This is a genomic window from Bacillus sp. FJAT-53060, assembly GCF_037104745.1.
In the GTDB taxonomy this organism is placed as follows: Bacteria; Bacillota; Bacilli; order Bacillales; family Bacillaceae; genus Bacillus; species Bacillus stratosphericus_B.
The window spans coordinates 183725-196251 of record NZ_JBAWSW010000001.1 but is presented as its reverse complement, the minus strand read 5'-3'; the positions used below and the strand labels follow the sequence as shown (position 1 = coordinate 196251).

General features: G+C 42.2%; 15 protein-coding genes. 14 read left to right on the top strand and 1 reads right to left on the bottom strand.

The window, feature by feature from the left end; genetic code table 11:
- From rpe to spoVM, 3 genes are all read left to right on the top strand, one after another.
- A complete protein-coding gene (gene rpe / locus WAX46_RS01085; RefSeq protein ID WP_336493219.1) occupies positions 1–651 on the top strand; it encodes a ribulose-phosphate 3-epimerase in 651 nt (216 codons plus the stop codon).
- A gap of 60 nt (positions 652–711) precedes the next feature.
- Complete coding sequence (locus WAX46_RS01080) at positions 712–1356, top strand: thiamine diphosphokinase (protein ID WP_226566883.1); 645 nt, start codon at positions 712–714, stop codon at positions 1354–1356.
- Between the two features lie 71 nt (positions 1357–1427).
- A complete protein-coding gene (gene spoVM, locus WAX46_RS01075) occupies positions 1428–1508 on the top strand; it encodes a stage V sporulation protein SpoVM (RefSeq protein WP_008354550.1) in 81 nt (26 codons plus the stop codon).
- Between the two features lie 68 nt (positions 1509–1576).
- Here spoVM and rpmB read toward each other — a convergent pair whose 3' ends face one another.
- On the bottom strand, positions 1577–1765 hold the full coding sequence (rpmB, locus tag WAX46_RS01070; protein WP_226566882.1) for a 50S ribosomal protein L28: 189 nt from the start codon (positions 1763–1765) through the stop codon (positions 1577–1579).
- Between the two features lie 243 nt (positions 1766–2008).
- Between rpmB and WAX46_RS01065 the strand changes: the two genes are divergently transcribed.
- From WAX46_RS01065 to rnc, 11 genes are all read left to right on the top strand, one after another.
- Positions 2009–2371 (top strand): Asp23/Gls24 family envelope stress response protein, encoded by a 363-nt coding sequence (locus tag WAX46_RS01065; RefSeq protein WP_226566881.1) that lies wholly within the window; start codon positions 2009–2011, stop codon positions 2369–2371.
- Positions 2372–2386: 15 nt separating this feature from the next.
- Positions 2387–4060, top strand: coding sequence for a DAK2 domain-containing protein (locus WAX46_RS01060; protein ID WP_226566880.1), 1674 nt, complete (start codon positions 2387–2389; stop codon positions 4058–4060).
- Positions 4061–4209: 149 nt separating this feature from the next.
- Positions 4210–4872 carry an L-serine ammonia-lyase, iron-sulfur-dependent subunit beta gene (gene sdaAB / locus WAX46_RS01055; RefSeq protein ID WP_226566879.1) on the top strand — a complete coding sequence of 221 codons (663 nt, stop codon included), beginning with the start codon at positions 4210–4212 and terminating at the stop codon, positions 4870–4872.
- A gap of 20 nt (positions 4873–4892) precedes the next feature.
- Entirely contained in the window at positions 4893–5795 is a 903-nt protein-coding gene (gene sdaAA, locus WAX46_RS01050; protein ID WP_226566966.1) for an L-serine ammonia-lyase, iron-sulfur-dependent, subunit alpha, read from the top strand.
- The gene (recG, locus tag WAX46_RS01045; RefSeq protein WP_226566878.1) at positions 5773–7821 is read left to right on the top strand and encodes an ATP-dependent DNA helicase RecG; all 2049 of its coding nucleotides are present in this window, start codon (positions 5773–5775) and stop codon (positions 7819–7821) included. Before sdaAA ends, recG begins: the two co-directional genes overlap by 23 nt.
- A gap of 112 nt (positions 7822–7933) precedes the next feature.
- Positions 7934–8500, top strand: coding sequence for a transcription factor FapR (gene fapR, locus WAX46_RS01040; RefSeq protein ID WP_226566877.1), 567 nt, complete (start codon positions 7934–7936; stop codon positions 8498–8500).
- Between the two features lie 15 nt (positions 8501–8515).
- Positions 8516–9514, top strand: a complete 999-nt coding sequence (plsX, locus tag WAX46_RS01035; RefSeq protein WP_336493218.1) for a phosphate acyltransferase PlsX — start codon at positions 8516–8518, stop codon at positions 9512–9514.
- Positions 9515–9529: 15 nt separating this feature from the next.
- Positions 9530–10474 carry an ACP S-malonyltransferase gene (fabD, locus tag WAX46_RS01030; protein ID WP_336493217.1) on the top strand — a complete coding sequence of 315 codons (945 nt, stop codon included), beginning with the start codon at positions 9530–9532 and terminating at the stop codon, positions 10472–10474.
- Positions 10474–11217 carry a 3-oxoacyl-[acyl-carrier-protein] reductase gene (gene fabG, locus WAX46_RS01025; RefSeq protein WP_226566874.1) on the top strand — a complete coding sequence of 248 codons (744 nt, stop codon included), beginning with the start codon at positions 10474–10476 and terminating at the stop codon, positions 11215–11217. The genes fabD and fabG overlap by 1 nt, the downstream gene beginning before the upstream one ends.
- A gap of 81 nt (positions 11218–11298) precedes the next feature.
- Complete coding sequence (gene acpP / locus WAX46_RS01020) at positions 11299–11532, top strand: acyl carrier protein (protein WP_003212028.1); 234 nt, start codon at positions 11299–11301, stop codon at positions 11530–11532.
- Positions 11533–11715: 183 nt separating this feature from the next.
- A complete protein-coding gene (gene rnc, locus WAX46_RS01015) occupies positions 11716–12459 on the top strand; it encodes a ribonuclease III (protein ID WP_226566873.1) in 744 nt (247 codons plus the stop codon).
- Positions 12460–12527: the final 68 nt, after the last annotated feature.

Sequence of the window (12527 nt, the reverse complement as noted above, 5' to 3'; positions counted from 1 at the left end):
ATGGTTTATATTGCCCCATCCATTCTATCAGCAGATTTCGCCAATTTGGAGAGAGATATCCGTGATGTGGAACAAGGCGGAGCGGATTATATTCATATCGATGTCATGGACGGTCATTTCGTACCGAATATCACATTTGGATCAAATGTAGTAGAGGCGATCAGGCCGCATACAGGTCTTCCGCTGGATGTTCATTTAATGATTGAACAGCCAGACCGGTATATCCCTGCCTTCGCAAAAGCGGGCGCTGACATCATTTCTGTTCATGTTGAGGCGTGTCTGCACTTACACCGGACGATACAGCACATCAAAGAACAAGGTGTAAAAGCAGGGGTCGTCCTCAACCCGCATACACCCGTTTCTCAAATTGAGCATGTATTAGAGGATGTGGACCTGGTGTTATTCATGACGGTGAATCCTGGTTTTGGTGGACAGGCGTTTATTTCATCCGTACTCTCTAAGGTAAAAGAGGTCAAGGTACTTAGTGAACAAAAGGGATTAGCCGACTTACTCATTGAAATAGACGGCGGTGTCAATGTAGAAACAGCAAAGAGCTGTAAAGAAGCAGGCGCTAATTTACTTGTGGCCGGCTCAGCGGTATATGGAAAAGACAACCGCGCAGCAGCCATTCAGGCGATTCGAGAAGCGTAAAGAAAGGAACCAAAGTCATTGTGATCTTTGGTTCTTTTTAAATAGAGAGGAGCGTATAACATGAACATACATATTGTAGCCGGCGGTCCTTTTAAATATATCCCGGCCTTTGAACATGAGGCATCAAAGGATGACATTCTCTGGGTCGGTGTAGACCGAGGAACCCTCTTCTTACTAGAGCACGGCATTGTTCCTGCGAGAGCATTTGGTGATTTTGATAGTGTGACAGAAGAAGAGCTTCGCGAGCTAAAAAAGACATTGCCTACCCTGAATGTATTTCAGGCAGAAAAAAATGAAACCGATTTAGAGCTTGCGCTTCATTGGGCCTTGGACCAGCACCCGGCGCATATTCAAATTTACGGCATCACAGGTGGAAGAGCTGATCATTTTCTGGGGAATATCCATCTCCTTTACCAAGGCATTCAGCACAAGCAGAACATCACCCTAGTGGACAAACAAAATATCATTCAGATGTTTGGACCTGGTACATATGAAATCAAACAAGACTCAGACAAAAAATATGTATCGTTTCTTTCCTTTGGTACACCAGTTGAAAAGCTGACATTAAAAGGTTTCAAATATCCACTGAAAAATTGTCATATTGAGCCTGGTTCCACACTATGTATTAGTAACGAACTCATCCACTCAAATGGTACTTTTTCTTTTCATGAAGGCATATTATTAATGGTAAGAAGCAAAGATTGACCAACCTATCAATGTGGATGGCTGATTAAGCTCAATTGTGCTGGTAGCGGTACTTTTAGGAGGGGGACAAAATGAAATTTTATACAATCAAACTGCCTAGATTTCTTGGCGGCATTGTCCGTGCGATGCTTGGTTCATTTAAGAAAGATTAATGAGTAATCTCCTTTATTTCCACATAAAACGCCTGCTACAATTAACTGTAGCAGGCGTTTACTCTTGCTTATACACGCTCAACTTTACCAGATTTCAAAGCTCGAGCTGATACATATACTCTTTTAGGCTTACCGTTCACTAAAATACGAACTTTTTGAAGGTTCGCGCCCCATGTACGTTTTGTAGAGTTCATTGCGTGAGAACGGTTGTTCCCAGCTTTTGTTTTTCTGCCTGTAATAACGCATTTACGTGCCATTTGTTTCCCTCCTAACTGCGAAAACATCATCATATTCTTCATATACGTACTTAGAGATGCCTCAAGATACTTTAATAATTTACCACAGCTTCAAGGGGTTTGCAAGGATTGTTTACTCCTCTTTCAAGAAAAATACCTTGACAACTTGATAAAAAATCGAGACTAATGATTTCTTTTAAAAAGAAGGGTCTTATAGTAAAATAGTGATAACTCAGGGCAATTTCTCAAAAAGGGGGAACCAATGTGTCCATTGAACTTAGAACGAAATACGGACAAATTGATATATCAAATGAAGTCATTGCAATGGTGGCAGGAGGCGCTGCGATCGATTGCTATGGTATTGTTGGCATGGCGTCCAAAAATCAAATGAAGGACGGCTTGACGGATATTCTCCGCAAAGAGAACTTCAGCCGGGGTGTTCTTGTGCGTCAAAAAGAAGACCGCATTCATATTGATATGTACATCATCGTCAGCTACGGTACAAAAATATCAGAAGTCGCACATAATGTTCAAACGAAAGTCAAATATACGATTCATCACACGATGGGACTTTCTGTTGACTCAGTCAACATTTATGTACAAGGAGTAAAAGTTACGAACCCGTAGTAAGGAGGAACTATATTGTCTATTAGAAATCTTGATGGCCGCTCATTTGCAAAAATGATTCTTGCAGGTGCTCACCATCTTTCTCAAAACGCACAAATTGTTGATGCGTTAAATGTTTTTCCAGTGCCAGACGGAGACACGGGGACAAATATGAATTTGTCGATGACTTCAGGAGCAAAAGCAGTTGAAGAAACAAATACCGATCACATTGGTAAGGTCGGGGTGGCTCTGTCGAAAGGGCTATTGATGGGGGCAAGAGGAAACTCAGGTGTGATCCTGTCTCAGCTCTTCAGAGGTTTCAGCAAAAATATAGAACAAAAAGAGGCGATTGATGCCAAAGAATTTGCCCTTGCCTTACAGGCGGGTGTTGATACAGCATATAAAGCCGTGATGAAACCGATTGAAGGGACGATCTTAACGGTTGCAAAGGATGCAGCAAAGAAAGCGGTTGCTGTTTCAGCGACAGAAGATCAAATTGATCATGTTCTTGAATTAACGATTGAAGAGGCAAAAGCGTCCCTTGATCGAACACCAGATCTGCTACCTGTCTTAAAAGAAGTGGGCGTTGTAGATAGTGGAGGTAAAGGACTTCTATGCGTATATGAAGGTTTCCTTGCTTCGTTAAGAGGGGAAGAGCTCCCTCCTAAAACAGCTTCTTTGCCAACATTAAAAGAACTAGTCAGTGCAGAGCATCATAAAAGTGCACAAAGTCATATGAACACAGAAGATATTGAATTTGGCTATTGTACAGAATTTATGGTGAAATTTGAAGATGACAAACAGTCCTTTGAAGAAAATGCCTTCAGAGAAAACTTAAGCGAATTTGGAGATTCCCTTCTTGTGGTATCTGATGAGACGCTAGCGAAGGTTCATATTCATGCAGAGCAGCCAGGAGAAGTCTTAACATATGCACAGCGCTACGGCAGCTTGATCAATATGAAAATAGAAAACATGAGAGACCAGCATAGCTCGATCGTGAATGAAGAAAAAGATCACTCGTCTGCTGCACCAAAAGCGCCTGCTGCTGAAAAGCAGCGCTTTGGAGTAGTGAGTGTCGCAATGGGAGAAGGAATTGCTGATTTGTTTAAAAGTATCGGGGCTTCCGTCGTCATCGAAGGTGGACAAACGATGAATCCGAGCACTGAAGACATTGTCAAAGCAATTGAAAACATACATGCCGAAACCGTTTTTATCTTACCTAATAACTCTAATATTGTCATGGCAGCTAAACAGGCGGCAACTGTCTCAAGTCGTGAGGTCATAGTGATTCCGACGAAGACCGTACCACAAGGAATGTCGGCAATTCTTTCTCTAAATGAAACAGCTTCAAACAAAGACAACGAAGCAGCAATGTTAGAAGCGATTGATTATGTAAAAAGCGGCCAGATTACCTTTGCAGTGAGAGATACCCAAATAGATGGGATCGACATTGCCAAAGACGATTATATGGGTCTATTCAATGGGAAAATCACTTTAACGGCTAAAAATCAATTGGATGCAGCCAAAGAGCTGTTAAGCCAAATGGTGACAGAAGACGATGAGATTGTCACGATTATTAAAGGAGAAGACGCATCATCTGAGGAGATGGAAGCGTTAGAAGCATTTATTGAGGAAACATTTGAAGATGTAGAAGTTGAAGTCCACGATGGAAGACAGCCGCTTTATTCATATATTTTTGCTGTTGAATAATGAAAGAAGGGCACATAAAGCTCTTCTTCTTCTTTTGCAATTTTTTACGAAGGATTCATCGGTGAAATGAGTTGCGGGAAACAAATGAATCCATTAGTCTAAAGGAAGAAACAAACCAATACGTGAGTGGTTATGAGAGGGGAAGACCTATGAAATTTAGAAGTGTGTTTGATATTATTGGACCCGTTATGATTGGTCCATCAAGTTCGCACACAGCGGGTGCGGCTCGTATAGGAAGAGTGGCTCGTAGCTTATTCGGAAGAGAACCGAAACGAATTGTCGTTTCATTTTATGGTTCTTTTAAAGATACGTATAAAGGGCACGGTACAGATGTAGCCATTATAGGGGGTGTTCTTGACTTTGATACATTTGATGAACGAATCAAAACAGCGATTGATATTGCAAAAAGTAAGGAAATTGACATCGAATTTAAAGAAGAAGATGCAGTACCAGCGCATCCGAATACAGCAAAAGTAGAGATTTCAGATGCGAACGGAAAGCTTGAATTAATCGGGATTTCCATCGGTGGAGGTAAAATTGAAATCACAGAATTAAATGGCTTTGAACTCAGACTTTCAGGAAACCACCCTGCCATTCTTGTGGTTCATAACGATCGCTACGGAACGATTGCGGCAGTCGCCAATGTATTAGCAAAATTCGCTATTAACATCGGTCATATGGAAGTGGCGCGTAAAGATGTCGGGCAAGAGGCATTGATGACAATTGAAGTGGACCAAAATATTGACCCTAATGTCCTTTTAGAGCTTGAAACGCTGCCTAACATTATTCAAGTCACACAAATTGCAGAGTAACAACAAGGAGGTTATGTATGATGTTTAAAAACGTCAAAGAACTCGTGCAGCTTACAGAAGAACGGAATACCTCCATTTCAGAAATTATGATTTCACAAGAAATGGAAGTGACAGGGAAGTCATGCGAAGAGATTTTCTCGCAGATGTATCGCAATTTAGAAGTGATGGAGCAGGCGGTTGAAAACGGACTAAAAGGTGTCAAATCATTATCAGGTTTAACAGGCGGAGATGCCGTAAAACTTCAAGCATATATCGCATCAGGCAAAACATTGTCTGGTCATACCATCTTAGATGCTGTCAGTAAGGCAGTTGCCACAAACGAGGTCAATGCAGCGATGGGTACCATCTGTGCAACACCTACAGCAGGCTCAGCAGGTGTTGTGCCAGGAACGCTGTTTGCAGTAAAAGAAACATTAAAGCCAACAAAGGAACAAATGGTTAGATTCTTATTTACTTCTGGCGCATTTGGTTTTGTTGTGGCAAATAACGCAAGTATCTCTGGTGCAGCAGGCGGCTGTCAGGCAGAGGTAGGCTCAGCATCAGGTATGGCAGCAGCAGCGATTGTAGAAATGGCAGGCGGCACGCCGCAGCAATCGGCTGAAGCAATGGCCATTACACTGAAAAATATGCTTGGTCTTGTTTGCGATCCAGTAGCAGGACTTGTCGAGGTGCCATGTGTGAAACGAAACGCAATGGGTGCCTCAAATGCAATGATTGCAGCAGATATGGCACTTGCCGGCATTACAAGCCGTATTCCATGTGATGAGGTCATTGATGCCATGTATAAAATTGGTCAAACGATGCCAACAGCTCTTCGTGAGACAGCGCAAGGCGGACTCGCTGCAACACCGACAGCAAGAGAGCTTGAAAAGAAGATTTTCGGAGGTGTGACCTCATCTCGTGATACAGAAACTGAAAGATAATGTCTCTGTCCTAAAAGGGATTGGAGAAGAAACAGAAAAAACATTAAACGAACTTGGAATCCATACAGTATCCGATTTACTCGGCTACTTTCCTTATCGATATGATGACTATGAGCTTAGAAACTTAGAAGAAGTAAGGAATGACGAACGTGTCACAGTTGAAGGCAAAGTGCACAGTGAGCCCGTTCTCACCTATTATGGAAAAAAACGAAGCAGGCTGACATTCAGGCTGCTTGTCGGTCGTTTTTTGATTACAGCCATATGCTTCAATCGCCCCTATTTAAAACGGAGTCTTGTTTTAGGTGATACAGTATCAATAACAGGAAAATGGGATAAAAACCGTCAATCCATTATGGTACAGGAATTTAAAAAAGGCACGCGCGAACAAGATGGCAGCATAGAACCTATCTATTCTGTAAAAGAAAATGTGACAGTGAAGATGATGAGACGCTTTGTAAAGCAAGCTCTGTCACTTTATGTAGACAAAGCCGAAGAACCACTGCCAAAGGAGCTTGTATCTGCCTATAAACTCATGTCCTATCAAGACGCATTAAAGACCATTCATCTCCCTGAAACAAGAGACTCGCTCAAGCAAGCCAGACGCCGCTTCGTTTACGAGGAATTTCTGATTTTTCAGCTGAAGATGCAGGCGATTAGAAAGAAAGAACGAGAAAAAACATCAGGCATCCAGCATCCATTTTCAAAAGAGGCTGTCTTTGAATTTGTTCATAACCTGCCTTTCCCGCTCACAAAAGCACAATCAAGAGTTCTTGATGAAATTATGTCCGATATGGTGTCGCCGTATCGCATGAACCGGCTGCTCCAAGGAGATGTTGGATCGGGGAAAACCGCGGTTGCCGCCATTGCGCTTTATGCCGCTCATTTATCCGGTTTTCAAGGTGCACTGATGGTGCCAACAGAAATTTTGGCAGAGCAGCATGCAGATTCACTTTACCAGCTGTTTGAAAAATGGGATTTGAACATTGCTCTATTGACTAGTTCTGTGAAAGGAAAGCACCGCAGAGAATTGCTGGAACGTTTAAAGAAGGGCGAGATTGATGTATTAGTCGGGACGCATGCTCTTATTCAAGATGAAGTAGAATTTCAGCAGCTCGGTCTTGTTATCACAGATGAACAGCACCGGTTTGGTGTGGAACAACGAAAAAAACTGAGAAGTAAAGGGCAGGATCCAGACGTCTTGTTTATGACCGCAACACCAATTCCAAGAACACTCGCAATTACTGTATTTGGAGAAATGGACGTATCTGTCATTGATGAATTGCCAGCCGGACGAAAGCAAATCGAAACGTATTGGGTGAAGCATGACATGCTCGAGAGGATTCTTGTTTTTGTGGATAAAGAGCTGAGAAAGGGAAGACAGGCGTATATTATTTGTCCGCTTATTGAAGAATCAGACAAGCTGGATGTTCAAAATGCGATTGATGTTTATAACATGTTGACGGAGGCGTATCCCGGAAAATGGTCGATTGGCTTAATGCACGGGAAACTCGCTAATGATGAAAAAGATCAGGTGATGAGAGCCTTTACCGCAAATGAAGTCCAAATTCTCGTTTCGACTACAGTCGTTGAAGTTGGGGTAAACGTGCCGAATGCCACCATTATGGTCATTTATGATGCGGACCGCTTCGGACTGTCTCAGCTTCATCAGCTAAGAGGCCGAGTCGGACGCGGGGAGCATCAGTCATTTTGTATTTTAATGGCTGATCCGAAATCAGAGACGGGGAAAGAGCGGATGCGGATCATGTCCGAAACAACCGATGGCTTTGAGCTGTCTGAAAAGGACTTAGAACTTCGAGGGCCTGGCGATTTCTTTGGCAAAAAGCAAAGTGGAATGCCTGAATTTAAAGTGGCAGATATGGTCCATGACTATAGAGCGCTTGAAACCGCTAGAAAAGATGCGGCAGACCTTGTGCAATCTGACTCCTTTTGGACAGAGCCTGAATACAAAGAACTTCGGCAGATGCTAGTAGATAGCGGTGTCCTAGGCGGAGAGAAATTAAGCTGATCAAGAGCTGGAGGAATTTTCTTGTCTTTTTGAAACAAGGATTGATTTATCATCTATGAGATTATATACTACTATTAGTACCTAGTCATAAATGTACGGATGGTGTCTGCATATGAAACTAAATAAAAAAGAACGTCAAAGGCTTCTCCAGCAAACGATCAGCTCGACTCCGTTCATTACTGATGAAGAATTGGCAGGTAAATTCGGTGTAAGCATTCAAACGGTTCGTCTTGATCGTTTGGAGCTGTCAATCCCTGAATTACGCGAAAGAATTAAGCATGTTGCCGAAAAGACATTAGGGGATGAAGTAAAGTCACTTCCGCTGGATGAGGTGATTGGAGAAATGATTGATGTAGAGCTTGATGATCAAGCCATTTCGATTTTTGAAGTGAGAAAAGAACATGTATTTAGCCGTAACCAAATTGCCAGGGGACATCATCTTTTTGCCCAGGCAAATTCGCTTGCAGTTGCCGTCATCGACGATGAACTGGCTTTAACAGCAAAAGCGAATATCAAGTTCACAAGGCAGGTCAAACAAGGCGAAAGAGTTGTCTCAAAAGCCAAAGTAGCCTCACATAATAAAGAAAAAGGCAGAACCGTAGTTGCAGTAAACAGCTATGTGGGTGAGGAAGTTGTCTTCTCAGGTGACTTCGTCATGTATCGCTCAAAACAAAAGTAAAAGGTGGCACATAACATGAGAATTGCAGTCGATGCAATGGGGGGAGATCATTCCCCTAAAGCCATTATTGACGGTGTGCAAAAAAGCTTAGTAGCATTTTCAGATATCGACATTACACTTGTCGGCGATGAAAACAAAATCAAACCATACATAACAAATCATGAGCGCATCACGATTTTAGATGCCAAAGAAATCATTGAACCGACAGATGAGCCAGTACGAGCAGTCAGACGCAAAAAGGATTCATCCATGGTGAAAATGGCGCGAGAAGTTTGCGAAGGAAGAGCGGATGCCTGCATTTCAGCTGGAAATACAGGAGCTCTTATGACAGCAGGACTGTTTATCGTAGGCAGAATCGATGGAATTGACAGGCCAGCACTTGCACCAACTTTGCCAACACTTGATGGCAGCGGATTCTTACTGCTAGATGTCGGCGCAAATGTCGATGCCAAACCCGAACATCTTGTGCAATATGCCGAGATGGGATCTATATACGTAGAGCGTGTCTTTCCGAAAAGTAATCCGCGCGTTGGACTTTTAAATGTAGGGACAGAAGATAAAAAAGGCAACGATTTAACAAAAAAAACCTTTGAATTACTAAAAGCATCAGATTTAAATTTTGTAGGAAATGTCGAGTCTCGTGACTTATTAGAAGGTGTAGCTGATGTCGTAGTAACAGATGGTTTTACAGGGAATATCGTCCTTAAAACGATTGAAGGCACAGCCCTTTCCATATTTAAAATGCTGAAAGAAACATTAACATCCAGCTTCACAGCAAAAATAGCAGCAGGCATGATGAAGCCGAAATTAATGCAGATGAAATCAAAAATGGATTACTCCGAATATGGCGGTGCCGCTTTATTTGGTTTAAAAGCACCTGTCATTAAAGCGCATGGCTCCTCTGATGAAAATGCCATCTTCCATGCAATTCGTCAGGCACGCGATATCGTTGAAAAAGACGTTTCAGCCATCATTTATCAAGAAGTTCAAAAAGAAAACACGAATGAGTCTTAATGGAGGTAGAGCAGCATGAGTAAAATCGCATTTTTATTCCCTGGCCAAGGCTCTCAAAAAATTGGCATGGGGAAAGATTTATTTGACCAAGAAGCAGCATCTAAAGCTGTGTTTGAAGAAGCAGACAAGACCCTCGGTTTTGATTTATCTTCTATGATTTTTGAAGGAGATGCAGAAGAACTGACGCTGACATATAATGCGCAGCCAGCTCTTTTAACGACAAGCATCGCCATCTTAAAGAAATTTGAAGAGAGCGGAATCAAAGCAGATTATGCAGCAGGACACAGTCTTGGTGAATATACAGCTCTTGTTGCAGCAGGCGCTCTTTCGTTTAAAGATGCCGTTTATGCAGTAAAAAAACGCGGCGAATTAATGAATGAAGCCGTTCCAGCAGGAGAAGGCGCTATGGCAGCGATTCTCGGCTTAGACCAAGCGGCACTTTTAGAAGTGACAAAAGAAGTGACAGGAAGCGGTCATCTTGTAGAACTCGCTAACTTAAACTGTTTTGGTCAAATCGTGATCTCTGGTACAGCAAAAGGTGTAGAACTTGCATCAGAGAAAGCGAAAGAAAAGGGCGCAAAACGTGCGATTCCACTTGAAGTGAGCGGGCCTTTCCATTCTGCATTAATGAAACCTGCGGCTGAAAAATTCACAGACGTTTTATCAAAATTAGACATTTCAGATGCCGAGACGCCAGTTATTTCAAACGTAACAGCAGACATCGTGACATCTCGTGATGAAATTGAGACAAAGCTCATTGAACAACTGTATTCTCCAGTTCGTTTTGAAGAAAGTGTGGAACGCCTTATCGATTTAGGTGTGACAACGTTTATTGAAATTGGACCTGTCAAAGTGCTTTCAGGACTTGTGAAGAAGGTCAATCGCCGTCTGACGACTATTTCCGTTTCAGATCAAGAAACAATTGAAGCAGCAATTCAAACATTGAAGGGGGATTCTTGATGCTTACAAATAAAACAGCCATTGTAACAGGTGCATCACGCGGAATTGGCCGCTCCATTGCGATTGATTTAGCGAAAAATGGTGCAAATGTGGTGGTGAACTATTCAGGAAACGAAGTGAAAGCAAATGAAGTAGTGGATGAAATCAAAGCACTTGGTCAACAGGCTTTTGCTGTCAAAGCTGATGTCTCGAATGCTGAAGAAGTACAAGCATTAATGAAACAAACGATTGATACATTTGGTTCAATCGACATTCTTGTGAATAATGCTGGTATTACAAAGGATAACCTGCTCATGAGAATGAAAGAAAATGAATGGGATGATGTCATTAACATAAACTTAAAGGGTGTCTTTAACTGTACAAAAGCCGTGACACGCCAAATGATGAAGCAGCGAAGCGGAAGAATCATCAACTTGGCATCAGTGGTCGGCGTATGCGGAAATCCTGGACAAGCGAACTACGTCGCAGCAAAAGCTGGCGTTATTGGTTTAACGAAAACAACTGCAAAAGAGCTGGCAAGCCGTCATATTACAGTCAATGCAGTAGCACCCGGCTTTATTTCGACAGATATGACAGACAAGCTTGATGACAATGTACAATCAGAAATGTTAAAGCAAATCCCGCTCGCACGCTTTGGTGCACCAGAAGATATTAGCAACGTCGTTGTCTTTTTAGCTTCAGAGGGATCAGGTTATATGACAGGCCAAACCATCCAAGTAGATGGCGGAATGGTCATGTCCTAAGAAATATCAAAATTTCGTTATGTTTTCTCTAGTTTTTTAAAAACGAATCAACTATAATACTTTGAGGGGAGGTGAAAGGCAATGGCAGACGTATTAGAGCGTGTATCAAAAATTATTGTAGACCGCCTTGGCGTTGATGAGGCTGACGTGAAAATGGAAGCTTCATTTAAAGAAGATTTAGGCGCTGATTCCCTTGATGTAGTTGAGCTAGTTATGGAACTGGAAGATGAGTTCGATATGGAAATTTCTGACGAAGATGCTGAAAAAATTGCAACAGTCGGTGACGCTGTGAACTACATAAATAGCCAGCAATAAGCGTAACAAAGTCCCGTCTACTATCATGACGGGACTTTGAAAATTTATGTTAGTTTCAACACATTCAGCTGATCAATTGTCAGCCTTTTTCAGATGCTGGGAGCAATGTTTCCTTGCATGTAGAAAGAGAGACTCCATATAATCAGTATCCTTAAAGGCAATTAAGCCTACCTGGAGGTTGCTATGCCAAAACACTATAAAGACAAACAAAAACAGAGCAAGAAACTAGAGCAATTTAGAGAATTCCAGCATCGCATTTCAGTACACTTTAAAAATGAAAAACTTCTCTATCAAGCCTTTACACATTCCTCTTATGTGAATGAGCACCGAAAAAAACCTTACGAGGACAATGAAAGACTTGAATTTTTAGGAGATGCTGTTTTGGAATTGACCATCTCCCAGTTCTTATTTGCGAAATATCCAGCGATGAGCGAGGGAGATTTAACAAAACTGAGAGCGGCGATCGTGTGTGAACCGTCACTTGTGTCACTAGCACATGAGCTGTCCTTCGGAGACCTTGTTCTTTTAGGAAAAGGTGAAGAAATGACAGGTGGTAGAAAGCGGCCAGCACTTTTAGCTGACGTATTCGAGGCGTTTATCGGAGCACTTTATTTAGATCAGGGGCTGGAGCCTGTTGAACAATTCTTAGAAGCCTATGTGTATCCGAAAATTAACGACGGAGCCTTCTCACATGTGATGGATTTTAAAAGCCAACTTCAAGAATTTGTTCAGCGCGATGGAAAAGGTGTGCTAGAATACCGAATCCTGCATGAAAAAGGACCAGCACATAACAGGGAATTTGAAGCAAATGTATCCATTCACGGAGAAGTGCTCGGAATTGGAAACGGCCGCTCTAAAAAAGAAGCAGAACAGCACGCTGCACAGGAAGCACTTGCTAGATTGCAGAAACATCATATGAACCAATAAAATCCCCCTCGTCAATCAGGGGGATTTCACTCTGTTTTCTATCATCTTTTCTCACTTCATATGGTAAG

What these genes read in the sequence shown, in the direction of transcription:
- sdaAB (WP_226566879.1), top strand. Translation starts at nt 4,210, where the DNA reads ATGAAATTTAGAAGTGTGTTTGATATTATTGGACCCGTTATGATTGGT.
- fapR (WP_226566877.1), top strand. Translation starts at nt 7,934, where the DNA reads ATGAAACTAAATAAAAAAGAACGTCAAAGGCTTCTCCAGCAAACGATC.
- rnc (WP_226566873.1), top strand. Translation starts at nt 11,716, where the DNA reads ATGCCAAAACACTATAAAGACAAACAAAAACAGAGCAAGAAACTAGAG.
- rpmB (WP_226566882.1), bottom strand. Translation starts at nt 1,765, where the DNA reads ATGGCACGTAAATGCGTTATTACAGGCAGAAAAACAAAAGCTGGGAAC.
- fabG (WP_226566874.1), top strand. Translation starts at nt 10,474, where the DNA reads ATGCTTACAAATAAAACAGCCATTGTAACAGGTGCATCACGCGGAATT.
- fabD (WP_336493217.1), top strand. Translation starts at nt 9,530, where the DNA reads ATGAGTAAAATCGCATTTTTATTCCCTGGCCAAGGCTCTCAAAAAATT.
- sdaAA (WP_226566966.1), top strand. Translation starts at nt 4,893, where the DNA reads ATGTTTAAAAACGTCAAAGAACTCGTGCAGCTTACAGAAGAACGGAAT.
- plsX (WP_336493218.1), top strand. Translation starts at nt 8,516, where the DNA reads ATGAGAATTGCAGTCGATGCAATGGGGGGAGATCATTCCCCTAAAGCC.
- spoVM (WP_008354550.1), top strand. Translation starts at nt 1,428, where the DNA reads ATGAAATTTTATACAATCAAACTGCCTAGATTTCTTGGCGGCATTGTC.
- acpP (WP_003212028.1), top strand. Translation starts at nt 11,299, where the DNA reads ATGGCAGACGTATTAGAGCGTGTATCAAAAATTATTGTAGACCGCCTT.
- WAX46_RS01080 (WP_226566883.1), top strand. Translation starts at nt 712, where the DNA reads ATGAACATACATATTGTAGCCGGCGGTCCTTTTAAATATATCCCGGCC.
- rpe (WP_336493219.1), top strand. Translation starts at nt 1, where the DNA reads ATGGTTTATATTGCCCCATCCATTCTATCAGCAGATTTCGCCAATTTG.